A 23,547-nucleotide genomic window follows, 5' to 3' on the forward strand; every position below is an offset into this window, starting at 1 on the left:
CTGACGGCATTTCGCGTCATCCGGGCGCTCACGGGCGGGCCGCACCGTAGAATGGCGATCGACCCCCACCTGACCCGCCGCGTGCGACGAGCCAGAGGAGAAGCCATGCTCGTGCTCCTGGCGTTGTTCGCGGGCGGGTCGCTTCTGCTCCCCGTCCTCGCGAAGTGGCTCGGGGCGCGGGTCTTCTGGGTCGGCGCGCTCTTCCCGCTCGCGGCCTTCGTGCACGCGCTCGTGATCACGCCGCGCGGCGGCTCCATTCCGTTCGAGTCATACAGCTGGATCGGTCCGCTCGACATCGTCATCTCGATGCGGATGGACACGCTCAGCTGGCTGCTGACGCTGGTCGTCACGGGCGTCGGCACGCTCGTCATGGCGTACTGCCGCGTGTACTTCCGCGGCAAGGACGCCGGCCTCGGCCAGTTCTCGGCGGTGCTCCTCGCCTTCGCGGGAGCGATGTACGGACTCGTCCTCACCGACGACGCGGTCATGCTCGTCATGTTCTGGGAGGTGACGAGCATCCTCTCGTACCTCCTCATCGGGCACTATCACACGCGCGCCGCCAGCCGCCGCGCGGCCCTGCAGGCCCTTCTCATCACGACCCTCGGCGGCCTCGTGATGTTCATCGGGATGGTCATCCTCATCGTCGAGACCGGCACGACGAGCATCTCCCGCATCCTCGAGCTCGCGCCGAGCGGCGCCCTCGTCGACGTCGCGCTCGTGCTCCTCCTCGTCGGCGCCGTGAGCAAGTCGGCGCTCTTCCCGTTCCACTTCTGGCTGCCCGGCGCGATGGCCGCGCCCACGCCCGTCAGCGCCTACCTCCACGCGGCGGCGATGGTGAAGGCGGGCATCTACCTCCTCGCGCGCTTCGCGCCGACCTTCGCCGAGGCCGGGCCGTGGCGCCCGACCGTCATCGTGCTGGGCGTCCTGACGATGCTGCTCGGCGGCGCCCAGGCGCTGCGCGAGACCGACCTCAAGCGCATCCTCGCCTTCGGCACGGTGAGCCAGCTCGGCTTCATCTCGACGATCATCGGCTACGGCGGCCGCGACACCGCGCTCGCCGGGGTCGCCCTGCTGCTGGCGCACGCGCTGTTCAAGTCGTCGCTCTTCCTCGTCGTCGGCGTCATCGACCGCCAGCTCTCCACGCGTGACATCCGGAGACTGAGCGGCGTGGGCCGCCAGGCCCCCACGATGGCGGCGATGTCGATGGTCGCGATCGCCACCATGGCGGGGCTGCCGCCCACGCTCGGCTTCGTCGCGAAGGAGGCCGCGTTCACGGCCCTCATCGACGAGGCGCTCGCGGGTGGCGCGTGGGCGCTCGTCGCGCTCATCGGCGTGGTGATCGGCTCCGCACTCACCCTCGCCTACGGCCTGCGCTTCCTGTGGGGCGCCTTCTGGACCAAGCGCGATCCCGAGGGCAGGCTCCGCGAGGACACGCCGTGGCCCGACCCGCCGATCGGCTTCCTCACCTCGCCGCTCGTGCTCGCCGCCCTCGCGCTCGCCGGCGGCCTCTTCGCGCCGCTGCTCGACACGCTGCTCGCCGACTACGCCGACACCGCGATCGGCGAGGGGCACTACCACCTGGCGCTCTGGCACGGATGGGAGCCGGCGCTGCTGCTGTCGCTCGTCACGGTCGCGGGCGGTGCCGCGATCTTCTGGCTCGTCGGCGTCACCCGCTGGGACGTCCGCGGTCGCGTCCTCCCCTTCCAGGCCGCCGACCTCTACTACGCCAGCACGCGCGGCATCGATCGGCTCTCGGTCGCGGTCACGTCGCTCACCCAGCGCGGATCGCTGCCGCTGTACGTCGGCACGATCTTCGTCGTCCTCGTCGCGGCCGAGGCCGCGGTGCTCCTCGCGGGCGGGGAGTGGCGCGCGGAGCTCGACGCGTGGCAGCATCCCGTCCAGCTCGCGCTCGCGCCCCTCATGATCGTGGCCGGATTCCTCGCCGTCCGAGCGCGCAAGCGCTACACCGGCGTCGTGCTGGTGTCGGCCACGGGGCTCGGGATGGTCGTGCTGTTCGCCGTCGAGGGGGCGCCCGACCTCGCCCTCACGCAGGTGCTCGTCGAGTCGGTCACCCTCATCGCGTTCACGCTCGTGCTGCGCCGGCTGCCCTCGCGCCTCGGCACCCACAACGACTCCGTCGCGCCGGTGGCCCGCGCCATCCTCGCGATCGCGGTGGGGGTCACCATGGCGGTGGTCGCGGTCATCGCCTCGAGCGCGCGCATCCACGAGCCAGTCTCGACGGCGTGGAGCGAGCTGGCGTACGAGATCGGCCACGGCCGCAACGTCGTCAACGTCGCCCTCGTCGACCTCCGCGGCTGGGACACGATGGGCGAGCTGTCGGTGCTCGTCCTCGCCGCCACCGGCGTCGCGTCGCTCGTCTTCGTCACCGACCGCGCGGACTCGCTGCACCGCATCGCGCGTCGGCTGCCGCGCTCTGCGCGCCGAGCCGCCCGTCGGCGCCTGCTCGTGGAGACCACGGGCGGCATCCGGGTGGAGAACGCGGACAACCGCGAGCGTCCGCGGGCATGGCTCGTGGGCGGCCAGCGGATGAGCGCCCAGTCGCGCTCGATCCTCCTCGAGATGATCGTCCGCATCCTCTTCCACACGATCATCGTGGTCTCGCTGTACCTGCTCTTCGCCGGACACAACCTGCCGGGAGGCGGCTTCGCCGGCGGCCTGGTGGCGGGGATGGCCCTCGTCATGCGGTACGTCGCCGGCGGCCGGTACGAGCTGGGGGTCGCAGCTCCCGGCGATGCCGGTCAGCTGCTGGGGTTCGGGATGGTGCTCGCGGTCGGCACCGCCGTGGTGCCGATGCTCTTCGGGCTCGATCCGCTCACGCGTGGCGTCTGGGAGGCCGATCTCCCGGTGCTCGGCCACGTCGAGTTCGTCACCTCCACGATCTTCGACATCGGCGTCTACCTCGTCGTCATCGGGCTCGTGCTCGACGTGCTGCGCAGCCTCGGGGCCGAGGTCGACCGCCAGCTGCGCGAGGAGCGGCGCGCCGCCGCCGAGCAGGGGAGCACGACGACATGACCACCTCGTTCGCTCTCGTCGCGACCATGGCCGCGCTCTACGCCGCCGGCGTCTACGCGATGCTCGAGCGCAGCCTCACCCGCGTGCTCATCGGTTTCCTCCTCCTCGGCAACGCCACGAACCTCCTCCTCCTCACCGTGATGGGCTACCCCGGGGTCTCGCCGTTCCACGGCGACGAGGGGCGGCAGAGCGACCCGCTCCCGCAGGCGCTCATGCTCACGGCCATCGTCATCACCTTCGCCGTGAGCGCGTTCCTCCTCGCGCTCATCTACCGCTCGTGGCAGCTGGGCCGCGCCGACACGGTCGAGGACGACGAGGCCGACGTCTCGCTGCGCGCGGTCGCCATCGAGACCGAGGACGCGCTCGAGGCCGAGGAGGAGGACGCCGAGACCGGCGACGAGTCGGTCACCGACTTCGTCGGCGTCGACGCCTCGCCGATCACGCTGCTGCACGCCGTCGATGCGCCCGCGCTCGACGACGACGCCCCCGTCGACCGCCCGCGTCGCGGGCGCGACGACCGCGACGACCGAGGAGACCCCACCCCGTGAGCGACCTCGTCCCGCTCCTCGTCACCGTCCCGCTCCTCGGGGCGGCGCTGACGCTCATCTTCGGGCGCCGTCGGAGCCTGCAGGTGGCGGTGTCGATCCTCACGCTCAGCGTGACGTTCGTGCTCGCCATCGTGCTCCTCATCGCCGTGGACCTCGGCACGCCGCTCGCGGTGTCGGTCGCCGGATGGCCGCTGCCCTTCGGGATCGTGCTGTACGTCGACCGGCTCGCGGCGCTGCTCGTGGCGGTCTCCAGCGCGGTGCTCCTCGCGGTGCTGCTGTTCTCGGTGGGTCAGGGCGCGGCCGACGGCGACGACGAGACGCCGGTGTCGATCTTCCACCCGTCGTACCTCATCCTCGCGGCGGGCATCTTCAACGCGTTCATCGCGGGCGACCTGTTCAACCTCTACGTCGGCTTCGAGATCCTCCTCGTCGCCTCGTATGTGCTCATCACGCTCGGCGGCACCAAGGCGCGCATCCGCTCGGGCGTCGTCTACATCGTCGTCTCGCTCGTGTCGTCGATCCTCTTCCTGTCGTCGATCGCGGTGATCTACGGCGCCCTGGGCACCGTGAACATGGCGCAGATCGCCGAGCGGATGGTCGAGCTCCCCTCCGACGTGCAGCTCGTCATCCACGTGCTGCTCGTCCTCGCGTTCGCGATCAAAGCCGCGGTCTTCCCGCTGTCGTTCTGGCTGCCCGACTCGTATCCCACGGCGCCCGCGCCGGTGACGGCGGTGTTCGCCGGACTGCTGACGAAGGTCGGCGTCTACGCGCTCATCCGCACCGAGACGCAGCTGTTCCACGAGTCCGACCTGAACACGCCGCTGCTGATCGTGGCGCTCGCGACGATGCTCGTGGGCATCCTCGGCGCCGTCGCGCAGGCCGAGCTCAAGCGCATCCTGTCGTTCACGCTCGTGAGCCACGTCGGCTACATGATCTTCGGCCTCGCGATCGCGACCGAGGAGGCGGTCGGCGCGACGATCTACTACATGGTCCACCACATCGTGGTCCAGACGACGCTGTTCCTTGCCGTGGGGCTCATCGAGCGCCGCGCCGGATCGACCTCCATCCTGCGCGTGAAGGGCCTGTTCACCGCGGCGCCGCTGCTGGCCGCGCTCTACTTCATTCCCGCTCTGAACCTCGGCGGCCTCCCGCCGTTCTCCGGATTCATCGGCAAGTACGCCCTGTTCGAAGCCGCAGCGCGCGTGGGCACGCCCCTCATGTTCACGGTCATCGCCGCCGGCATCATCACGTCGCTGCTGACGCTCTACGCGCTCATGCGGGCCTGGAATCTCGCCTTCTGGCGCGAGGAGGAGGACTCCAGCGAGACCGAGGCGCGCATCCAGCACCTCGCCGACGCGCCCGCGGCCGACGACGAGAGCGAGCGCAGGGCCATCCCGCACATCATGTCGACGGCGACGATCGGCATGGTGGCGGTGACGGTCGGCCTGACGGTGTTCGCGGGGCCGATCTACGATGTCTGCGAGCGCATCGGCCAGTCGCTGCTCAAGCCGATCTCGCTCGTCCAGCTCGAGGACGTGGAGGGCGAATCATGAGCCCGGACAGCCCGCGGCAGAGACTGCGCCAGCTGTGGACGCAGCTGCCGTTCTTCCTCTGGCTCGTCGTGCTCTGGATGCTGCTGTGGGGCCAGTTCACGGTGCTCGCCGCCGTCACCGGCCTCGTCATCGCCGTCTTCGTCACCACCGTGTTCCGCCTGCCGACGGCGGAGCTGTCGGGGCGCGTGAGCCTGCGGTACGGCCTGCTCTTCGTCGTCGTCTTCCTGGGGGCGCTCATCCGCGGCGCCCTCACGGTCGCCTGGCAGACCGTGACGCCCGGGCACCCGGGCGTCGCGATCATCCGCGTGCCGCTGCGCACCGACGACGACCTCGTCATGGCGCACACCGCCGTGGCGACCTCGCTCATCCCCGGGTCGCTCGTCGTCGAGGCCGACCGCGAGCGCCGCGTGCTCTATCTCCACGTCATCGGCGTGCGCTCGCTGGACGATGTCGAGCACCAGCGTCAGAGCGCGCTCCGCTGGGAGGCCAGGGCCGTGCGGGCGGTGGGCTCCCGCGCCGACCTCGCCCTCATCCGCTCGGGCGCTCCCGCGTACGAGCAGCGCCTCGCGCAGGAAGGGACCCGATGAATCCGCTCGTCATCGCCATCCTCGCCCTCTTCGCGATCGCGGCCGGTCTCACGATCGTCCGGATGGTCGTGGGCCCGTCGATCCTGGACCGCGCGGTCGCGAGCGACGTGCTGCTCACGACCGTGCTGTGCGTGCTGGGCGCGGAGGCGGTCATCAACCAGCACACCCGGACGCTGCCGATCATGCTCATCATCGCCGCGATCGGCGTGTTCGGCTCGATCGCCGTCGCCCGCTTCGTCGCGCGGAAGGAGCAGGACCGATGATCATCGACACCATCGCGCTCGTGCTCGTCCTCATCGGCGCCGTCCTGTGCGTGACGGCCGCGATCGGCCTGCTGCGCTTCCGCGACGTGCCCTCGCGCCTGCACGCCGCGACGAAGCCCCAGGTGCTGGGGCTGCTGCTCATCGCGATCGCCGCGGGGCTGTCGCTGCGGTCGTGGGCCGCAGTGGCGATGCTCGTTCCGATCGTCGTCATCCAGATGGCGACCGCGCCGCTGTCGGCGCACATGGTGGGGCGGCAGGCGTACCGCAACCGCACGATCGACGTCGACGCGCTCGTGGCGGACGAGCTGGCCGATGACGCCGGCCGTCCGGAGGACGCCAGCCGCCCGTAGGAGGTGCCGTCAGCTCGCGAGCTCGAACCCGAAGGCGGCCGCGACGCCGGCGTTCGTGACCGCGCCCGCGCGCACGTTGAGCCCCTTCGCGAGGGCGGGGTCGGCCTCGGCCGCTCCATCCCAGCCGCGGTCGGCGATCGCGCCGACGTAGGGCAGCGTCGCGTTCGTCAGCGAGCGGGTCGACGTCTCCGGCACCGCTCCGGGCATGTTCGCGACGCAGTAGTAGACCGCGTCGTGCACGGGGAAGGTCGGGTCGTCGTGCGTGGTGGGGTGCGAGCCCTCGAAGCAGCCGCCCTGGTCGATGGCGATGTCGACGAGCACCGATCCGGGCTTCATCGTCGCGACCATCTCGTCGGTCACGAGCTTGGGCGCCGCGGCCCCCGGGATGAGGACCGAGCCGATGACGAGGTCGGCGCCCTGCAACGCCTCCGCGACGGCGTAGCGCGTGGAGTGCCGGGTCTGCAGGGCGCCGCCGTAGCGGTGCTCGAGCTCGCGGAGGCGCGCGAGGTTCACGTCGATGACGGTGACCTGCGCGCCGAAGCCGAGCGCGCTCGCCGCCGCGTGCTCGCCCGCGACACCGCCGCCGATGACGACCACCTGCGCGCGGGGAGTGCCGGCGATGCCGCCGAGCAGCATGCCTCGCCCGCCCTGCGGCCGGGTGAGGTGGTAGGCGCCGACGGCGATCGAGAGCCGACCGGCGACCTCGCTCATGGGAGTGAGGAGCGGCAGCGACCGGTCCGCGAGCTGCACGGTCTCGTACGCCACGGCGGTCGTGCCCGCCGCCATGAGCGCCTCGGTGAGCGGCTGGTCTGCGGCGAGGTGCAGATAGGCGAACAGCGTGAGGTCGTCGCGCAGGTGGCCGTACTCCGACGCGACGGGCTCCTTCACCTTCACGAGCAGCTCCGCGTCGCCCCAGACCTCGGCGGCGTCGGCGACGATGCGGGCGCCGGCTGCGCGGAAGTCGTCGTCGGAGAAGTGCGAACCCGTTCCGGCGCCGGCCTGCACGAGCACCTCGTGCCCGCGCTGCGCGAGGGCATCCGCCCCCGCCGGGGTGAGCGCCACCCGGTTCTCGTTGTTCTTGATCTCGGTCGGGATGCCGATGCGCATGGTGTCTCCTTCGACGAACGGGCTTCGTGGGCCATCCCCTCGATCGTGGCAGGATCGCCCGCCGTTGTCAGCCGTTCGCCAGTGCGGGCGACACGGCGATCGGGCCGGAAGCGGCTCGCCCGCACTGGCGAACCGGAAGGGCGCAGGTGTTGCATACTGTGTCGCTCGGTTCGCGTCACGGCGGCCGCTCTGCCTACCGTGGAATCCCTGCACTCGAGGAGCTTCACATGGCATTCCGCATCCGCACCCTGGCCCCCATCTTCGCGGTCGGCCTCCTGGCCGTCGCGGGCTGCGCATCCGACGGCGGCGACGCCGACGCCGGCGCATCGACCGCATCCGACGAGCGCGGCAGCGAGTCGCAGCCCGTCCAGCTCGGCGTCGTCGGCGCGAGCGAGCCGTACTGGGACGTCTTCGTCGACGCGGCCGAGGAAGAGGGCATCTACGTCGACCTCGTGGACTTCACCGAGTACACGCAGCCGAACCCCGCGCTCAGCGAGGGCGAGCTGGACATGAACCAGTTCCAGCACATCCTCTACCTCGCCGACTACAACAACGCCGCCGGCGACGACCTGCAGCCCATCGGCTCCACGGCGATCTACCCGCTCAGCCTGTACTCCGACAAGTACGAGGACGTCGCGGACATCCCCGACGGCGAGACGGTCATCGTCCCCAACGACACCACGAACCAGGCCCGCGGCCTGCTCGTGCTGCAGTCGGCGGGTCTCATCGAGCTGAAGGACGGCGGCAGCCCGTTCTCGACGCTCGACGACATCGAGGACTCCTCGCGTGTGAAGGTCGAGGGCCTCGACGCCTCGCTCATCCCCACGTCGCTGCCCGATGTCGCCGCGGCGATCATCAACAACGACTTCCTGCAGAACGCGGGCCTCACGGGTGACGACGCGATCGCGTCGGACGACCCGGCCGACCCGTCGGCGTTCCCGTACATCAACATCTTCGCCACCCGCGCCGAGGACGTCGACGACGAGGTGCTGAACAAGCTCGTCGAGATCTACCAGACCAACCAGGACGTGCTCGACGGCGCCCAGGAGGCCGCGAGCGGCACCGCCGAGTTCGTGCAGACGCCCAAGGAGGACCTCCAGTCGTCGCTGGCCGAGGTCCAGGAGCAGGCGGAGAACGCCGGCTGACACGACCCCAGCGGGTACGATACGCGGGTGGCCGAGGCCGCCCGCGTATCGCGTTTCCACCGAGCCGAGGACATATGCCGCACATCACGATCTCCGACGTCACGAAGAGCTATCCGCCGCCGCGACGGGGCGGTGATCCCGTGGTCGCCGTCGACGGCGTCTCCCTCGAGATCGAGCGCGGCGACGTCTTCGGCATCATCGGGTACTCGGGCGCGGGCAAGTCGACGCTCGTGCGGCTCATCAACGGGCTCGAGCCGGTGAGCGCGGGATCGATCGACGTCGACGGCACCGACATCACGGCCATCCCCGAGCGGCGCCTGCGCGAGGTGCGGCAGGGGATCGGCATGATCTTCCAGCGGTTCAACCTGCTGCGCTCGCGGACGATCAGCGGCAACGTCGCGTATCCGCTCGAGGTGGGGCGGATGGCCAGGGCCGAGCGGACGAAGCGGGTCGCGGAGCTGCTCGACTTCGTCGGGCTCGCCGACAAGGCCGGCGCGTATCCCGAGCAGCTCTCCGGCGGCCAGCAGCAGCGGGTCGGGATCGCCCGCGCGCTCGCCGCGAACCCCGGCATCCTCCTCGCCGACGAGGCGACCAGCGCGCTCGACCCGGAGACCACCGACGAGGTGCTCGACCTGCTGCGGCGCGTGAACCGCGAGCTCGGCATCACCATCGTCGTCATCACGCACGAGATGGACGTCATCGCCCGCATCGCGAACAAGGTCGCCGTCATGGAGCGCGGCCGCGTCGTGGAGGCCGGGCAGACGTACGACGTGTTCACGCGGCCGCAGACGGAGACCGCCCAGCGCTTCGTGCGCACGGTCGTCCGCGCGCTGCCCGACGGCGACGCGCTCGCGGCGCTCCGCGCCCAGCACGACGGCCGCTTCTTCACCATCTCGTTCACCGACGAAGGCGCCACGGAGGCGCGCGTGTTCGGTGCGCTCGCGCGCGCGGGCGCGGACTTCAATCTCGTGCACGGCGGGGTCGACGACATCCAGGGCCGCGTCTACGGTCTCCTCACGATCGCCGTGCGCGGCGATGAGCGGGCGGTGCGCGACGCGCTCGCCGAGGTGGGCCAGGGCGTGACCGTGGCGGAGGTGGCGGCATGAGCGACATCATCGACGAGGTCGGCGACATCTACCCCGATCTCCTCGAGCAGACCGGGATCATGCTGTGGCTGGTCGCCGCGGCGCTCGTCATCGGCGGCATCGCCGGGCTCATCATCGGCACGGCCGTCACCGTCACCCGCCGCGGAGGAGTGCTGCAGCAGCCGGCCGTCTACTGGGTGCTGAACGTCTTCGTGAACACGTTCCGGCCCATCCCGTTCATCATCTTCATCGCGGCGCTGCAGCCCCTGGCGCGCGCGATCGTCGGCAGGGGCATCGGCAACGAGGCGGTGATCTTCGCGATCTCCATCGCCGCCACCTTCGGCATCGCGCGCATCGTGGAGCAGAACCTCGTCACGGTCGACACCGGCGTGATCGAGGCCGCGCGCTCCACGGGTGCCGGGCCGTGGCGCATCATCCTCACCGTCATCCTGCCCGAGGGGCTCGGCCCCCTCGTGCTCGGTTACACCTTCGCCACGATCGCCATCATCGACATGTCGGCCGTGGCGGGCATGATCGGCGGCACCGGCCTCGGCAACTACGCCATCGCGTACGGCTACCGCCAGTTCGACTGGGTCGTGACGGTGAGCGCGCTCGTCGTCATCATCATCGTGACGCAGATCGTCCAGGCACTCGGCAACACGATCGCGCGGCGCATCCTCCGTCGCTGACGTGCGCCTCCCGTTCCCGCGGGAGCAGTGCGGAGAAAGCGGATGGCCGCGCCCCCGGAACCGGGGACGCGGCCATCCGCTTCTCTGCTGCCGCGCTCAGCTGGCCGCGTCGACCTGCACGGTCATGGTGCCCTTGTTCTTGTTGGCGCCCTTGACCTCGATCGTCGTGCCGGTGCCGCCGACGATCACCGAGTTCTGCGGGTTCGCGGCGTCGTAGTAGGCGTTGGGGTCGGTGTCGTCGAACACCCGGATCGCCTTCTGCGCGGGCACGGTCAGCGTCGTCATGCCGGCCTCGGTCTCGCGGTGCAGCGAGATCGGATCGGTCTTCTGGCTGCCGAAGGTCGCGTCGAACGCCTGGATGCGGTTGCGCGCGATCGTGCCGTCGGACCACGTGAGCGCCTTCGCGCGCGCGTCGACCGGCAGAGCCTGGCCGCCGCCGGGGTGCGCCGAGGTGTTGTTGTCGGCGTACAGGCTGTTGACGTACCAGATGAGCAGTCCGTCCTGGTAGGGGAAGTGCTCGACCTGGTCGGGGCTCGTGAGCGGCCAACCGAAGTTGTACGGACCGGTCCGCAGCACCTCGTCGTACCCGCCGTAGGCGCGGTTCTCGGCGATGTAGAAGTGGCTGTACGGCTGCAGGTAGCCGCCGCCCTCGATCACGCTGAAGCCGTCCAGCGTCCAGTCGCTCGCGCCGTCATCCGTCGTGAGCGCGTCGCCCACGGCGATATCGTCGACCCGGAAGCCCGGGTGCGTCGCTGCGACGTCGGTCCAGTACCGGAAGCGCACCTGCGCGGTCTGGCCGGCGTAGGCGGACAGGTCGGCGGTGAGCGCGGTCCATCCGTCGGTGGCGCCGGTGATGCCGAAGCCCGCGTTCTGCCCGTTCGGGTCGTCACTCGTCGAGAGGTTCGTCTGCACGGGGGTCCAGGTGGAGCCGTCTGTCGACACCTCGAGGTAGGCGTAGTCCCAGTCCTGCTCGATGTCGTAGTTCACCTGCGCCGTGAGCGCGCCCTCCGCCGGCACGGTGAAGGCGGGGCTGGTGGCGGTGTTGTCGAGGTTGTCGCCGGAGCCGGAGAACAGCTGCTTGCTGCCCTCCGCGGCGTCGCCGACCTCGATGAACTTCTCGCCCTCGGGCAGGTCCACGATCGCCGCCTGGGCGCCGCGCGTGCTGGCGTGGAAGGACGGGCCGAGGTCGACGCTCTCACTCGCGCCGCGCTCCACCAGCTCGTAGTCGAGCCAGCCCAGGAACAGCTTCTCGTTCGGGCCCATGTGGTTCGGGGTGGTGCCGATGGCGCCGTCGCCGTGGCCGAGCCACGAGCCCGAGCTCATCAGGGTCCAGTACGCGGTGCCGTTGTCGCCGCCCGCGGTGTCGTAGTAATCGGGGAGACCCAGGTCATGGCCGAACTCGTGCGCGAAGACGCCGAGGCCGCCGTTCTCGGGCTCGGTGGTGTAGTCGCGGATCCAGATGTCGCTGTCGCCGATCTGCACGCCGCCGAGCGGGAGGTAGGCCGATGGCCCGCGCTCGCCGAGGCCATCCTGGCCCGCCGCCCAGCGGTGAGACCAGATCGATGACTCCGGAGCGCCGGCCTCTTCTCCTTCGCCCGCGTGCAGCGCCTGGAAGTGGTCGATGTAGCCGTCGGGCTCGTTGATGATCCCGTCGCCGTCCGCGTCGTAGCGGTCCCAGACGTCGTAGCTCTGAAGCTCGGCGACGATCTGGTCGCGAGTCTTACCCGCAGCGACCTGCGCGTCGTACCAGGCGTTCGCGGTGTCCTGGATGAAGCGCGTCATGTCGTCGGCGGACTCGGTCTGGCCGTACGACGCCTCGTTGTTCGCCACGCGCACCCAGTCGGAGACGCCGCCCTCGAGGTCGAAGCGCCCCGACGACATCTCGTCGTACACGCCCCGCATCGACTCGCCCTCGCCGAAGAACATGTCCTCGTAGTGCTCCGTGGAGAAGTCCGGGAGCCAGTAGGTGGAGTTGTCCTCCGCGGACGGCTCGGGGATCTCGTTGTGGACGGGCCCGGCGGGCGCATCGGGGAAGCGCGGGTCGACGGTGTCGCCGAACTCCACGAGGATCGTGAAGAGCTGGGCGGTCTCGGCGGTGCCGTACTCGACGTACTCGCCGGGCTTCAGCTCGACGACCTTGCTCTTGTGCTCGCCCTGGCCCTTGCTCTTGACCTCGGCCTTCCCCGTCGCCACGAGCTCAGCGGCCTTCTGCTTCGTGGCCGTGCGCTTCTCGGCGAGGGGATCGGGGCGGTTGTGGCTCTGCTCGTCGGCCTGTGCGCCTTCGACGGGGGCCGGAGCCGCGGACGCGGCGGTGGGAGCCAGGAGCGTGCCGGCCAGCAGGATCGCTGCCGTGCCGAGCGCGCAGGTGATGCGTGTCTTCACTGTTCCTCCGGTGGTGGATACCGGCGACCGCTGTGATCGTCGGAGGCCGCGGCCGGCGGTCGCAATGCGACTCCCGGGGTCTTCGCGGTGCGCTCACATTACATTCACAGCAGCGAGATCGCGCAAGGTCGACATCGCGTGTCGAAGAAGGTGGCAGCGTGACGGGCGCGCTCCGGCTCCGGTGGTGCGGAACTGGCGTTATCTGGCCCGCATCGGGCACTTCCGCACCATCGAATCAGAGGGCCGGGATTTCGGCGGTGCCGAACTGTCGTTATACGGCCCGTATCGCGCACTTCCGCACCACCGAATGGAAGGGCCCGAATTTCGGCGGTGCCGAACTCGCCCTATGCGGGCGGGATGGCCGACTTCCGCACCACCGAACGGGGACGACGAAGGGCGGCGCCTCCGGAGAGGGGCCGCCCTTCGTGGGAACGCGTCAGTCGGTGCCGGTGTCGAACGCGGCGGACTCGCCAGCGGCGTCCAGCGCCTCGTCGTGCTCGCCGCCGGCGCTGATCTCGTCGGCCTCGCCCTTCTCGAGGGCCCCGATGAGCTCGCCGGTCGTGCCGCCGATGAGGCCGCGCGACACGTAGCCCTCCAGGCGCGAGCGCGAGTCCGCGATGTCGAGGTTGCGCATGGTGAGCTGGCCGATGCGGTCGGTGGGGCCGAAGGCCGCGTCGCCGACCCGCTCCATCGAGAGCTTCTCGGCCGCGTACGACAGGCCCTGGCCATCCGTCGCGAGGATCGTGTAGTCCTCGCCGCGGCGCAGGCGCAGCGTCACGGTGCCGGTGATTGTCGAGCCGACCCACTTCTGGATGGACTCGCGCAGCATGAGCGACTGCGGCTCGAGCCAACGGCCCTCGTACATGAGGCGGCCGAGGCGGCGACCCTGCTCGTGGTACGTCGCGAGGGTGTCCTCGTTGAGGATGGCGTTGACGAGACGCTCGTAGGCGATGAAGAGCAGGGCCATGCCCGGCGCCTCGTAGATGCCGCGCGACTTCGCCTCGATGATGCGGTTCTCGATCTGGTCGCTCATGCCGAGGCCGTGGCGACCGCCGATGCGGTTGGCCTCGAAGACGAGCGCGACCGGGTCGCTGAACTCCTGGCCGTTGAGGGCGACAGGGCGGCCGGCCTCGAACGTGACGGTGACGTCCTCGGTCTCGATCTCGACCGACGGATCCCAGAAGCGCACGCCCATGATGGGCTCGACGGTCTCGAGCGAGACGTCGAGCTCCTCGAGGGTCTTCGCCTCGTGCGTCGCGCCCCAGATGTTCGCGTCGGTGGAGTACGCCTTCTCCGCGGAGTCGCGGTAGGGGTAGTCATGAGCGACGAGCCACTCGCTCATCTCCTTGCGCCCGCCGAGCTCGGCGACGAACTGCGCGTCGAGCCACGGCTTGTAGATGCGCAGGCGCGGGTTGGCGAGCAGGCCGTAGCGGTAGAACCGCTCGATGTCGTTGCCCTTGTAGGTGGAGCCGTCGCCCCAGATGTCGACGCCGTCCTCCTTCATCGCCCGCACGAGCAGGGTGCCGGTGACGGCGCGCCCGATCGGCGTGGTGTTGAAGTAGGTGCGGCCGGCGGAGCGGATGTGGAAGGCGCCGCACGCGAGGGCCGACAGGCCCTCCTCCACGAGCAGCGGCTTGCAGTCGATGAGGCGCGAGGCCTCGGCGCCGTACGCGAGGGCGCGGCCGGGGATCGACTCGATGTCGTCCTCGTCGGGCTGGCCGAGGTCGCCGGTGTAGGTGAACGGGACAGCGCCCTTGTCACGCATCCACGCGACCGCGACGGAGGTGTCGAGACCCCCGGAGAAGGCGATGCCGACGCGCTCGCCGACGGGGAGGGATTCCAGGACCTTCGACATGGGTTCCATCCTAGATGCGCGCCACGCCGCGCCCGTCACCGTGCCTCTCGCCGCCCTCGCCCCTGTTCCCATGCGCGAGAGTGGGGATCATGTGGGAGAGCGTGCTGTGGGGAGTCGTCGGCGCTGCGCCGCTGATCGTGGGAGCCGTGCTGGCGGGCGTCAGGAGCTGGCCGCCCCGGCTGCTGGGCGTGGTCCTCGGCTTCGGCGCGGGTGCGCTCATCGCCTCGATCGCCTACGAGCTGTGGGAGGAGGGGCTGCGCGTCGGCGGGCCGGTCGCGCTCGCCATCGGCGTCGCCGCGGGCGCCCTCGCCTACTTCCTCGCCGACCGCGTCGTCGATCGGTGGACGCGTCGTCGCGGCGGCTCCGGTGCGGCCGGCGCACCGCTCGCGATCGGGGCGCTGCTGGACGGCATCCCCGAGCAGCTGGTGCTCGGCATCGGCCTGGCCGCGGGGGAGGGCGTCAGCGTCGCGCTCGTCCTCGCGATCGTCGTGTCGAACCTGCCGGAATCGATCGGATCGGCCTCGGAGATGCGCGACGCGGGGACGTCTCGCGCGCGGGTGCTGACTCTGTGGGGCGGAGTCGCCGTCGTCTGCGCCGCGGCGACGGTCGTCGGCTTCCTCCTCGCCGACGTCGCCACCGCGGGGGTCCGAGCGGGAGCCAGCGGCTTCGCCGCGGGAGCGCTGCTCGTCATGCTCGTCGACTCGATGGTGCCGGAGGCCCAGGAGCGCGCGAAGGACGTCACCGGCCTCGCCACGGTGCTCGGGTTCGCGGGAGCCGCCGCGCTCGCGTTCGCGGGTTGACCGGAGGGATGGCCGCGGCCATCCGCTCTAGACGGCCGTCGCCATCCGCTCTACTCGGCGGGACCGCGTCGACGGAAGGCCCAGATGACCCCGGCGCCCACGACGCAGATGCCGATCGCGATTGCGACGATGTAGAACACCACGCCGCCGAATCCGCCTTGCAGGTTCGGGTCGAGGAAGGGGTACGGGTACCACCACGCGGTGCCGGTGACCGGGTCGCTCACGTAGTTCGCGCGGATGAGCGTGTACACCGCCCACACCAGCGGATACGACACGATCGCGGGGATCACCCGCCAGGGCACGGGCCGCCGGTGCGGCGCGATCAGCGCGTCCAGCAGCAGGAACAGCGGACAGATGACGTGCAGCAGCTCGTTGGCCCATCCGATGCGCGTGTCCGGATTCTCGATGGGTCGCAGCAGCACGTTGTACACGAGCCCCGTCGTGATCATGTACGTCGAGACGCATGCGAACAGCGTGGAGATCCAGGCCGGCTCCTGCGCCGCCCCGTGTCCATGCCGCCAGGCCCATGCCGCTGCGACGACGAACAGGATGGCCGCCGCCAGGTTCGACTCGATCGTGAAGTAGCTGAAGAAGTTCACCACGATCGTCGGGATGTGGGACGCGAACACCGGCCCTCGCGAGTGCGCGTCTTCGATGGTCCTGACGAGCTGCACGGTCATGGCAGACACGAGGCCCACGGCGATGACGACGCGGGCGATCTGCCACGCGTTCGTCCACCTGCGGGAGGGGGTCTTCCTGACCGCGCTCGTGGTCGCGGCTGCTGTCATTTTTCCGACTCTAGCCGCTCGCGTCCGATGGTCTGCACACCCGATCAGACCGTGAATGCGGCGGTGAGCGCCGGAGCGTGGGCGAACAGCGCGGGGGCGCCTCCCGTGTGCAGGAACAGCACGTCCTCGTCGCCGCTGTATGCCCCGGAGCGAATGCGACGCAGCAGGGCCGCCGCGGCCTTGCCCGTGTAGACCGGGTCGAGCAGGATGCCCTCGGTGCGGCCGAACAGACGGATGGCCTCGGCCGCCTCCTCGGTGAGGGCGCCGTAGGCCGGTCCGACGTGCCCGTCGTCGACCTCGGCCGGCTCGGACAGCTCTCGCCCGAAGAACGACAGCGTCTCGCCGGCGATCGCCGTCGCCGCGGCCGCGAGCTCGTCGGCCTCGGGAGACACCGCGACACCGTGGATGCGCGGGCGCCCAGCGTCGGGGAGCAGGTCGCGACCGGCGAGGAGACCGGCCTGGGTGCCCGCGCTGCCGTTGGCGAAGACGATCTCGGTGAAGGCGGTGGCGGCGGTGACGATCTCGGCGTACGACTCGACGTAGCCGAGCGCGCCGATCGCGGTCGATCCACCGGTCGGGATGAGGTAGGGGCGCAGGCCGTCCGCGCGCAGCTGCGCGACGACGGCGTCGGCCGCGGCGAGTTCCGGGTGCGGGTCGTCGGCGCTCTCCTCCACGAGCACGACCTCGGCGCCGAGGGCGCGATCGAGGAGGATGTTGCCCGACGTCCGATACTCGGGCGTCGCGTCCTGAGGAACTCGCAGCACGAGCACGGCTTCGAGACCTGCGCGCGCGGCGGCGGCAGCGGTCTGCCTGGCGTGATTCGATTGGCCGGCGCCCACCGTGACGAGCACGTCGGCCCGCTGCGCGCGGGCGTCGGCGAGAAGGTACTCGAGCTTGCGCGTCTTGTTGCCGCCGAGCGCGAGCCCCGTCAGGTCGTCCCGCTTGATCCAGAGGCGCGGGCCGCCGCCGAGGTGATCGCGCAGCCGGTCCAGCGGCTGCAGGGGCGTCGGCGTGACGGCGAGGTCCTCGCGCAGCGTGCGCAGGTCGCGGATCGCGGGGTCCGTGACCTCGAGGAACAGCGGGTCGAGAAGCTCGTCGACGCTCATGTCGGCCAGCATAGGGCGACCCGGCAGAGCGAGCGCCCTTCAGATCACGCTGACGCCGCTGAACGCCTTCGCCCAGGAATCTCGCAGCCCGCTGATCGCGGCGACCGAGAACGCTCCTCGGTTCGCCGGCTTCAGTGAGTGGCAGGTCGCAGAACGCGCCCGGGAAGAGAGGTCGTCATGTGGGACATCATCTTGCAGCTGTTCGTCGCAGTGCCGTTCGTCGTCGTGATCGCGGCGGTCGCCATCGATCCGGTCGTGAACGGCGACGTCTGAGGTGAACGCAGTCGGAACTCACCGCTTCACGCGCACGCCGTGGTCGCGGCCGAGGAACTCCCGCACCACGTGGTTCAGCGCGTCGACCGTGAGATCGAGCGATTCGAGATCGATCCGCTCGTTGTGGCCGTGGAAGAGCGTGCGGAACGTGCCGTAGTCCCAGCGATCGCTCAGCACGCCGAAGCCGTAGGCGGGCACGCCCCGCAGGCGGTAGAAGCGCCCGTCGGTGCCGCCCGCGGCCAGCATCGGCAGCAGGTCCGCCGCCGGGCGGGCGCGGCGGACCGCCTCGCGCAGCACGCCGAAGAGGGGCGTGTTCGTCGGGGAGACCGTGGAGTCGACGAACTGGTCGCCCTCGATCTGCACGTGCTCGAGCAGATCGCCGAGCGCCTCGCGCAGGTAGCCCTCGACGTCGTCGGGGGAGACGCCGGGCAGCACGCGGATGTCGAGCTGCACGGTCGCCTCGCCGGGGATGACGTTGTGCTTCTCGCCCGCATGGAAGACGTTCGGCGAGATGGTCGTGTGCGTCGAGGCGTGTGCGAAGCCCTGCAGCAGGCCCGTCTCCGGGAGTCCCTCGAACAGCCGCTCGGGGCTCTGCAGCGCCGCGGTCGTGTCGGGGTCGAGCTCGAGCGCTTCCGCGTACGCGCGCCACTGCGGCGTGATCACCGTGGGCGTGCGGAAGCGCGCGATGCGGGCGATGGCCTCGGCCGCGATGACGGCGGCATTCCGCGAGCCCCAGGGCGCGGAGCCGTGGCCGGGCACGCCGGTGACGCGCAGCGTGCGCTGCGCCTGTCCCTTCTCGCCGATCATCACGCCGATGGATGGCCGGCTTCCGGCGGGTGCACCGCCGGACTCGGTGAGGACGTAGTCCGCGTCGATGAGATCCAGGCGGTGCTCGGTCAGCCACCCGGCGCCGTAGACTCCGCCGTTCTCCTCATCGGCCACCGCGGCGAAGACGAGGTCGCCGCGGGGCCGGAACCCCTGCCGCGCGATCTCGCGGGTCACCACGGCGTACGCGGCGGTGAGGTTCAGCATGTCGATGGCGCCGCGGCCCCACATCACGCCGTCGATGATCTCGCCGCCGAACGGGTCGCGGTCCCATCCGGCCGATTCGACGGGCACGACGTCGGTGTGACCGAGCAGCGCGAGCGACGGCGCGTGCGGGTCGGTGCCGGGGATGCGGATGATGAGGCTGCCGCGCCCGGGGTGCGGCTCCACGACGATGCCGTCCAGCCCGGAGCCCTCGAAGAACGCCTGCAGGGTGCGCACCTGGCGGATCTCGTGCCCGGAATCGGGTGACCCGTCGTTGACCGCGGCGTTGCGGATCATCTCCTGGAGAAGCCGCGCCGTCTGCTGACCGAGGGGCACGCTCATGCGGCCACCGCCATCCGCGTCGGCTGCCGATCGATCTCCCTCGTGCGCATCTCCTCGACGGTATCGGAGAACGCCGCGTTTCGAGGGCTGCATGACGCCGGATGGCGGTGCTGCGGTGGCGCGTCGGCCCGCCGATAGGATGGCCGGGGAGAGCGGCGCGGTGATCGTGCGACTCCTCCGGGGCTCGTGTCGGGCCGTCGGGCACAACGACCCAGGAGGTATTCCATGCCGGGCATCGTGATCGTGGGCGTCCAGTGGGGCGACGAGGGCAAGGGCAAGGCGACCGACCTGCTCGGCGAGCGGACGGACTGGGTCGTCAAGTTCAACGGCGGCAACAACGCGGGCCACACCGTCGTCATCGGCGATGAGAAGTACGCGCTGCACCTGCTGCCCTCGGGCATCCTCAGCCCCGGTGTGAACCCGGTGATCGGCAACGGCGTCGTCATCGACCTCGAGGTGCTCTTCGCCGAGCTCGACGCGCTCGCCGCCCGCGGCATCGACGTGTCGAAGCTGCGGGTCTCCGCCAACGCGCACATCATCACGCAGTACCACCGCACGCTCGACAAGGTCACCGAGCGCTTCCTCGGCAAGCGCCAGATCGGCACCACCGGCCGCGGCATCGGCCCCGCGTACGCGGACAAGATCAACCGCGTCGGCATCCGCGTGCAGGACCTGTTCGACGAGAGCATCCTGCGCCAGAAGGTCGAGGGCGCCCTCGAGCAGAAGAACCACCTGCTCGTGAAGGTCTTCAACCGCCGCGGCTCGACCGTCGACGAGGTCGTCGAAGACCTGCTCTCCTACGCCGACCGGCTGAAGCCGCTCGTGTGCGACACCGGGCTGCTCCTCAATCAGGCGCTCGACGCGGGCGAGGTCGTCGTCTTCGAGGGCGGGCAGGCGACGATGCTCGACATCGACCACGGCACCTATCCGTTCGTCACGTCGTCGTCGGCGACCGCGGGCGGCGCCGCGACCGGATCGGGAGTCGGGCCCGGGCGCCTCGACCGCATCGTCGGCATCGTGAAGGCGTACACGACGCGCGTCGGCTCCGGCCCCTTCCCCACCGAGCTCTTCGACGAGCAGGGTGACTGGCTGCGTGCGGCGGGCTTCGAGTTCGGCACCACCACGGGCCGCCCGCGTCGCGTCGGCTGGTACGACGCGCCGATCACGCGCTACGCCACCCGCATCAACGGCATCACCGACCTCGTGCTGACGAAGCTCGACATCCTCACCGGGCTCGAGCAGATCCCGGTGTGCGTGGCGTACGACGTCGCGGGCGAGCGCTTCGACGAGGTGCCGGTGAACCAGACCGACTTCCACCACGCGAAGCCGATCCTCGAGCACTACGCGGGCTGGAGCGAGGACATCTCCGGCGCCCGCACCTTCGCGGACCTGCCGCAGAACGCGCAGGACTACGTCCTCGCGCTCGAGGAGATGAGCGGCACCCGCATCTCGGTCATCGGCGTGGGCCCCGGCCGCGACCAGGTGATCGTGCGCCACGACCTCGTCTGAGGTCGCGCGGCGGCGGGCGGCGGGCGGCGGGCGGCGCCGGCGCCCCCGGGTCGCGAGGCCGCGTCGAGAGGCCGCGTCGAGAGGCCGGCGTGGGGTTCCCCCTCGTCAGACGATGTCGTCTCACCGACGCCACACCGTAGGACGCGGTTTTCCGTGTCGAGTGGGTGAGACGACATCGTCTGGCCGGCGGATGGGCGGCAGCCTCGCGCCCGGACACGTCCACCCCGTCCCACACGCGCCTGGCGGTGTGGCGGGCCCTGACCGGGAGATGATGAACCCATGAAGTTCTGGATCGGCGGATGGGGCCCTGCCCAGGGCGGGGAGTCCGAGGGCATCTCGCTCGTCACGGCGGGGGAGGCGGAGTCGACCCTGTCGGGCGGCATGCTCGCCCACCGCGGGCTCGCCACGCCGGCGGAATCGCCCTCGTGGCTCGCCGCGCACCCGAACCGGGACGTCGTCTATGCCGCGCTCGAGGCGGATGGCCGCGTCACCGCGTTCGCCCGCACCGGCGAAGCGTCCCTCGCCCGTCACGGCGACGCTGTCGAGGCCGGCGCTGCGGTCTGCCACATCGCGGTCGCCGACGACGGCTCGCACCTCGTCGCCTCGTGCTGGGGCGACGGCAGGGTCGTGCACGTTCCGCTGCGTGCCGACGGGTCGCTCGGCGCCCCGAGCCTCGGCGAGGCCGCCGCGGATCCGTACGCCACCGCGCCGGAGCCCGACCTCGCCGCCGCGCTCGAGGGCGAGGGCACCGTCGACGCCCAGGACCTCCTGCGGCAGGGCGCCGACCCCACCGAGATCGCCGCCCTCCTCGCGGGCGAGACCGAGCGCACGGACTGGTCCGGAGCGATGGACCTCCGCGCCCTCGTCGACGGCGACGCCGACCCCTCCCGCATCGCCGCGATGCTGGCCGGCAACGAAGCCGACGACGGCCTCGCCGGTCTCCTCGCCGCCCTCGGCCAGGGTGCCGCCGACCCGTTCGACGACCCCGCGGTGCGCGGGATCCTGCAGGCCGCCCACGGGCGCGAAGGCGACATCCTGCACAGCGCGGCGCCCGCGCCATCCGAGCCTCGGCCATCCGAGCCGCGGCCATCCCGCGCGCACGCGGCGCTGTTCCTTCCCGGCGGGCTCGTCGCGACGACCGACCTCGGCTACGACCTCGTGCGCTTCTGGCGCGACTCGCCTCGGGGCCTCGTGCCGCACCACGAGGTCGTGCTGCCGTTCGGCACCGGCCCGCGCCACATGGTCCTGCACCCGAGCGGCTACCTCTACGTGCTCACCGAGTTCTCGGGCGAGATCTTCGTCCTCGCTCGCCGACCGGATGGCCGGTGGGCGCTGCAGAGCGGAACCCCGGCTTCCCGCGCCTCGCTTCCCGGCGACACCGGAGCGGAGATCGCCCGCTCGCGCGACGGCGAGTCCCTGTACGCGGGGCTCCGCGGCAGCGACACGATCGCCGTGCTGCGGGTGCGCGGCGACGGCGGGGTGCTCGATCAGGTCGCCCTCGTCGAAGCCGGCGTCGCCACGCCCCGCCATCACTTCGTCGGACGCGACGCCCTGCTCGTCGCCGGCCAGGGATCGAACGAGATCGTCTCGCTGCCGCTCGACACGCGCACCGGCGTTCCCGCCCGCCCGCGGCATCGGCTGGCGGTCGGATCGCCCACGCACCTGCTCCCGACGCGCTGACGCGGAGCGGATGGCCGCGCCGGTACTCTCGAACCCATGAGCATGAACGACGAGGAAGCCCGCGCCGAGCTGCTGCGCCTGCGGGCCAGCATCGACAACATCGACGCCGCGCTCGTCTACATGCTCGCCGAGCGCTTCCGCTGCACGCAGCAGGTCGGGCAGCTGAAGGCCGAGCACGACCTCCCCGCCTCCGACCCGAAGCGCGAGGAGCAGCAGGTCGCCCGGCTGCGTGCGCTCGCCGAAGCCGCGCACCTCGACCCGGAGTTCGCGGAGAAGTGGTTCAACTTCGTCGTGGCGGAGGTCATCCGCCACCACACCGCGGCCGCGGAGCAGCGCCAGGGCTGACGCGAGCACGCGCAGAGCCGCCTCCCTTCCGGGAAGCGGCTCTCGCCATCCGCTCGGCCTACGCCGGCATGCGGCGCAGGGTGAGGTAGGAACCTCCCGCGAGCAGGACCACGACCGGGATGGCCCAGAGCGTGAGCCCGAGGGCTCCGGTCTCGGCGAACCAGCGCCAGACATCCGGCCACGCCTCCTGCCACGTCGCGAGGGCGATGAGGCCCAGAAGGGCGAGGCCGATGGCGAACAGGGTCGCGGTGAAGATCAGCGTGCCGAAGCGCTTGTAGATCGTCGCGGCCCAGAATCCGAGCACGAAGACCAGCATCGTCGCGACGAAGTACGTCAGCGTCGCAGCGGCCGGTCCCGCCTCCCACATCCAGGGGAGGTAGGCGTAGTACCCGGTCATGCCGTAGCCGTCCGTCGCCTGCTCGAACAGGCCGAGCGCGAGGAAGATGAGCGACAGCGCGAGCGCGCTGAGCGCCGCGGCCACCAGGGTGCCGAGGTAGAACTCGCGTCGCGTGAGGCTCATCGCCTGCGAGAACGGGAACGACAGCGTCAGGGCGTAGACGCCGATGACGAGGAAGTACCACAGCGGGGCCTGCGCGGCGCCGGCCACCTTGTACGCCTCGGGGCCGGCGGCGCCGCTGATGAGCCAGAAGATCAGCAGCGAGAGGATCCACGATCCGCCGAGGACCAGCAGCGGGACCCAGATGAACGTCTGCGTGTTGACGAACTGCAGACGCACGACGTTGAGGATGCGGCCGCGCGGAGTGGCGGGACCGGCGGCGATGGCGGTCATCGGAGTGCTCCTTCGGGGGATGACGACGAGAGGTCGCCGGTGGAGTGCTGCGTGCGGCGCACGATGAGCTGCTGCAGCGAGACGGGCGCGAGGTCGAGCCCCGCGGCGGAGAGGGCGGCGCGCTCGGCGTCGTCGAGTCGGCCGATGAACGTCGCGGACGTCACCCTGCCGAGGCTCTCGCGGTGGATGACCTCGCGCCCCCGGATGGCCGTCGCCACCGCGGACGCATCGCCGACGATGTTCGTCGCCTGGGCGCGCGCGTCGTCGGTGGACTCGTCCATGATGATG

General features: G+C 70.9%; 20 protein-coding genes and 1 pseudogene. 13 read left to right on the forward strand and 8 right to left on the reverse strand.

The window, feature by feature from the left end; all coding sequences use genetic code 11:
- Window positions 1–105 precede the first annotated feature (105 nt).
- Genes QWJ90_RS13675 through mnhG form a run of 6 tightly spaced genes read left to right on the forward strand, consistent with a single transcriptional unit; the run spans window position 106 to window position 6,334 of the window.
- Window positions 106–3,033 (forward strand): Na+/H+ antiporter subunit A, encoded by a 2,928-nt coding sequence (locus tag QWJ90_RS13675; protein ID WP_290108406.1) that lies wholly within the window; start codon window positions 106–108, stop codon window positions 3,031–3,033.
- Window positions 3,030–3,581: an NADH-quinone oxidoreductase subunit K gene (locus QWJ90_RS13680; RefSeq protein WP_290108407.1), complete on the forward strand. Its 552-nt coding sequence runs from the start codon at window positions 3,030–3,032 to the stop codon at window positions 3,579–3,581. The genes QWJ90_RS13675 and QWJ90_RS13680 overlap by 4 nt, the downstream gene beginning before the upstream one ends.
- Window positions 3,578–5,134: a Na+/H+ antiporter subunit D gene (locus QWJ90_RS13685; protein WP_290108408.1), complete on the forward strand. Its 1,557-nt coding sequence runs from the start codon at window positions 3,578–3,580 to the stop codon at window positions 5,132–5,134. Before QWJ90_RS13680 ends, QWJ90_RS13685 begins: the two co-directional genes overlap by 4 nt.
- The gene (locus tag QWJ90_RS13690) at window positions 5,131–5,721 is read left to right on the forward strand and encodes a Na+/H+ antiporter subunit E (protein ID WP_290108409.1); all 591 of its coding nucleotides are present in this window, start codon (window positions 5,131–5,133) and stop codon (window positions 5,719–5,721) included. The genes QWJ90_RS13685 and QWJ90_RS13690 overlap by 4 nt, the downstream gene beginning before the upstream one ends.
- On the forward strand, window positions 5,718–5,984 hold the full coding sequence (locus QWJ90_RS13695; protein ID WP_290108410.1) for a monovalent cation/H+ antiporter complex subunit F: 267 nt from the start codon (window positions 5,718–5,720) through the stop codon (window positions 5,982–5,984). The genes QWJ90_RS13690 and QWJ90_RS13695 overlap by 4 nt, the downstream gene beginning before the upstream one ends.
- A complete protein-coding gene (gene mnhG, locus QWJ90_RS13700; RefSeq protein WP_290108411.1) occupies window positions 5,981–6,334 on the forward strand; it encodes a monovalent cation/H(+) antiporter subunit G in 354 nt (117 codons plus the stop codon). Before QWJ90_RS13695 ends, mnhG begins: the two co-directional genes overlap by 4 nt.
- A 9-nt stretch (window positions 6,335–6,343) precedes the next feature.
- Here the strand turns inward: mnhG and ald are convergent, their stop codons facing one another.
- Window positions 6,344–7,441, reverse strand: coding sequence for an alanine dehydrogenase (ald, locus tag QWJ90_RS13705; RefSeq protein ID WP_290108412.1), 1,098 nt, complete (start codon window positions 7,439–7,441; stop codon window positions 6,344–6,346).
- Window positions 7,442–7,668: 227 nt separating this feature from the next.
- On the opposite strand from ald, the gene QWJ90_RS13710 reads away from it, so the two are divergent.
- The 3 genes from QWJ90_RS13710 to QWJ90_RS13720 all read left to right on the forward strand — a co-directional run bounded on the left by QWJ90_RS13710 (window position 7,669) and on the right by QWJ90_RS13720 (window position 10,360).
- Entirely contained in the window at window positions 7,669–8,586 is a 918-nt protein-coding gene (locus QWJ90_RS13710) for a MetQ/NlpA family ABC transporter substrate-binding protein (RefSeq protein ID WP_290108413.1), read from the forward strand.
- Window positions 8,587–8,660: 74 nt separating this feature from the next.
- Window positions 8,661–9,692 carry a methionine ABC transporter ATP-binding protein gene (locus QWJ90_RS13715; RefSeq protein ID WP_290108414.1) on the forward strand — a complete coding sequence of 344 codons (1,032 nt, stop codon included), beginning with the start codon at window positions 8,661–8,663 and terminating at the stop codon, window positions 9,690–9,692.
- The gene (locus QWJ90_RS13720; RefSeq protein WP_290108415.1) at window positions 9,689–10,360 is read left to right on the forward strand and encodes a methionine ABC transporter permease; all 672 of its coding nucleotides are present in this window, start codon (window positions 9,689–9,691) and stop codon (window positions 10,358–10,360) included. Before QWJ90_RS13715 ends, QWJ90_RS13720 begins: the two co-directional genes overlap by 4 nt.
- A gap of 96 nt (window positions 10,361–10,456) precedes the next feature.
- Here QWJ90_RS13720 and QWJ90_RS13725 read toward each other — a convergent pair whose 3' ends face one another.
- Together QWJ90_RS13725 and argG are read right to left on the reverse strand one after the other, a co-directional pair.
- Window positions 10,457–12,742, reverse strand: coding sequence for an immune inhibitor A domain-containing protein (locus QWJ90_RS13725; RefSeq protein ID WP_290108418.1), 2,286 nt, complete (start codon window positions 12,740–12,742; stop codon window positions 10,457–10,459).
- 436 nt (window positions 12,743–13,178) lie between these two features.
- Window positions 13,179–14,597, reverse strand: coding sequence for an argininosuccinate synthase (gene argG, locus QWJ90_RS13730; RefSeq protein WP_156242631.1), 1,419 nt, complete (start codon window positions 14,595–14,597; stop codon window positions 13,179–13,181).
- An 89-nt stretch (window positions 14,598–14,686) separates the two neighbouring features.
- Here argG and QWJ90_RS13735 point away from each other — a divergent pair, with 89 nt between their 5' ends.
- Window positions 14,687–15,397 carry a ZIP family metal transporter gene (locus QWJ90_RS13735; RefSeq protein ID WP_290108419.1) on the forward strand — a complete coding sequence of 237 codons (711 nt, stop codon included), beginning with the start codon at window positions 14,687–14,689 and terminating at the stop codon, window positions 15,395–15,397.
- Between the two features lie 50 nt (window positions 15,398–15,447).
- Here the strand turns inward: QWJ90_RS13735 and QWJ90_RS13740 are convergent, their stop codons facing one another.
- The 3 genes from QWJ90_RS13740 to QWJ90_RS13750 all read right to left on the reverse strand — a co-directional run bounded on the left by QWJ90_RS13740 (window position 15,448) and on the right by QWJ90_RS13750 (window position 18,935).
- Window positions 15,448–16,185 (reverse strand): Pr6Pr family membrane protein, encoded by a 738-nt coding sequence (locus tag QWJ90_RS13740; RefSeq protein ID WP_290108420.1) that lies wholly within the window; start codon window positions 16,183–16,185, stop codon window positions 15,448–15,450.
- A gap of 44 nt (window positions 16,186–16,229) precedes the next feature.
- On the reverse strand, window positions 16,230–17,291 hold the full coding sequence (locus QWJ90_RS13745) for a D-cysteine desulfhydrase family protein (protein ID WP_290108421.1): 1,062 nt from the start codon (window positions 17,289–17,291) through the stop codon (window positions 16,230–16,232).
- A 291-nt stretch (window positions 17,292–17,582) separates the two neighbouring features.
- A complete protein-coding gene (locus tag QWJ90_RS13750) occupies window positions 17,583–18,935 on the reverse strand; it encodes a M20/M25/M40 family metallo-hydrolase (protein ID WP_290108422.1) in 1,353 nt (450 codons plus the stop codon).
- Between the two features lie 225 nt (window positions 18,936–19,160).
- On the opposite strand from QWJ90_RS13750, the gene QWJ90_RS13755 reads away from it, so the two are divergent.
- From QWJ90_RS13755 to QWJ90_RS13765, 3 genes are all read left to right on the forward strand, one after another.
- A complete protein-coding gene (locus tag QWJ90_RS13755; RefSeq protein WP_290108423.1) occupies window positions 19,161–20,444 on the forward strand; it encodes an adenylosuccinate synthase in 1,284 nt (427 codons plus the stop codon).
- Between the two features lie 279 nt (window positions 20,445–20,723).
- The gene (locus tag QWJ90_RS13760) at window positions 20,724–22,124 is read left to right on the forward strand and encodes a lactonase family protein (protein WP_290108425.1); all 1,401 of its coding nucleotides are present in this window, start codon (window positions 20,724–20,726) and stop codon (window positions 22,122–22,124) included.
- 42 nt (window positions 22,125–22,166) lie between these two features.
- On the forward strand, window positions 22,167–22,469 hold the full coding sequence (locus QWJ90_RS13765) for a chorismate mutase (protein WP_290108430.1): 303 nt from the start codon (window positions 22,167–22,169) through the stop codon (window positions 22,467–22,469).
- 58 nt (window positions 22,470–22,527) lie between these two features.
- Here the strand turns inward: QWJ90_RS13765 and QWJ90_RS13770 are convergent, their stop codons facing one another.
- On the reverse strand, window positions 22,528–23,259 hold the full coding sequence (locus QWJ90_RS13770; protein ID WP_290108426.1) for a hypothetical protein: 732 nt from the start codon (window positions 23,257–23,259) through the stop codon (window positions 22,528–22,530).
- Window positions 23,256–23,547: pseudogene (locus QWJ90_RS13775) on the reverse strand (ABC transporter ATP-binding protein); the annotation flags it as partial. The pseudogene QWJ90_RS13775 and the gene QWJ90_RS13770, both read right to left, overlap by 4 nt.

The sequence above is a fragment of the Microbacterium oryzae genome (genome assembly GCF_030406385.1).
In the GTDB taxonomy this organism is placed as follows: Bacteria; Actinomycetota; Actinomycetes; order Actinomycetales; family Microbacteriaceae; genus Microbacterium; species Microbacterium oryzae_A.

What these genes read in the sequence shown, in the direction of transcription:
- QWJ90_RS13675 (WP_290108406.1), top strand. Translation starts at nt 106, where the DNA reads ATGCTCGTGCTCCTGGCGTTGTTCGCGGGCGGGTCGCTTCTGCTCCCC.
- QWJ90_RS13680 (WP_290108407.1), top strand. Translation starts at nt 3,030, where the DNA reads ATGACCACCTCGTTCGCTCTCGTCGCGACCATGGCCGCGCTCTACGCC.
- QWJ90_RS13690 (WP_290108409.1), top strand. Translation starts at nt 5,131, where the DNA reads ATGAGCCCGGACAGCCCGCGGCAGAGACTGCGCCAGCTGTGGACGCAG.
- QWJ90_RS13695 (WP_290108410.1), top strand. Translation starts at nt 5,718, where the DNA reads ATGAATCCGCTCGTCATCGCCATCCTCGCCCTCTTCGCGATCGCGGCC.
- mnhG (WP_290108411.1), top strand. Translation starts at nt 5,981, where the DNA reads ATGATCATCGACACCATCGCGCTCGTGCTCGTCCTCATCGGCGCCGTC.
- ald (WP_290108412.1), bottom strand. Translation starts at nt 7,441, where the DNA reads ATGCGCATCGGCATCCCGACCGAGATCAAGAACAACGAGAACCGGGTG.
- QWJ90_RS13710 (WP_290108413.1), top strand. Translation starts at nt 7,669, where the DNA reads ATGGCATTCCGCATCCGCACCCTGGCCCCCATCTTCGCGGTCGGCCTC.
- QWJ90_RS13715 (WP_290108414.1), top strand. Translation starts at nt 8,661, where the DNA reads ATGCCGCACATCACGATCTCCGACGTCACGAAGAGCTATCCGCCGCCG.
- QWJ90_RS13720 (WP_290108415.1), top strand. Translation starts at nt 9,689, where the DNA reads ATGAGCGACATCATCGACGAGGTCGGCGACATCTACCCCGATCTCCTC.
- argG (WP_156242631.1), bottom strand. Translation starts at nt 14,597, where the DNA reads ATGTCGAAGGTCCTGGAATCCCTCCCCGTCGGCGAGCGCGTCGGCATC.
- QWJ90_RS13735 (WP_290108419.1), top strand. Translation starts at nt 14,687, where the DNA reads ATGTGGGAGAGCGTGCTGTGGGGAGTCGTCGGCGCTGCGCCGCTGATC.
- QWJ90_RS13740 (WP_290108420.1), bottom strand. Translation starts at nt 16,185, where the DNA reads ATGACAGCAGCCGCGACCACGAGCGCGGTCAGGAAGACCCCCTCCCGC.
- QWJ90_RS13745 (WP_290108421.1), bottom strand. Translation starts at nt 17,291, where the DNA reads ATGAGCGTCGACGAGCTTCTCGACCCGCTGTTCCTCGAGGTCACGGAC.
- QWJ90_RS13750 (WP_290108422.1), bottom strand. Translation starts at nt 18,935, where the DNA reads ATGAGCGTGCCCCTCGGTCAGCAGACGGCGCGGCTTCTCCAGGAGATG.
- QWJ90_RS13755 (WP_290108423.1), top strand. Translation starts at nt 19,161, where the DNA reads ATGCCGGGCATCGTGATCGTGGGCGTCCAGTGGGGCGACGAGGGCAAG.
- QWJ90_RS13760 (WP_290108425.1), top strand. Translation starts at nt 20,724, where the DNA reads ATGAAGTTCTGGATCGGCGGATGGGGCCCTGCCCAGGGCGGGGAGTCC.
- QWJ90_RS13765 (WP_290108430.1), top strand. Translation starts at nt 22,167, where the DNA reads ATGAACGACGAGGAAGCCCGCGCCGAGCTGCTGCGCCTGCGGGCCAGC.
- QWJ90_RS13770 (WP_290108426.1), bottom strand. Translation starts at nt 23,259, where the DNA reads ATGACCGCCATCGCCGCCGGTCCCGCCACTCCGCGCGGCCGCATCCTC.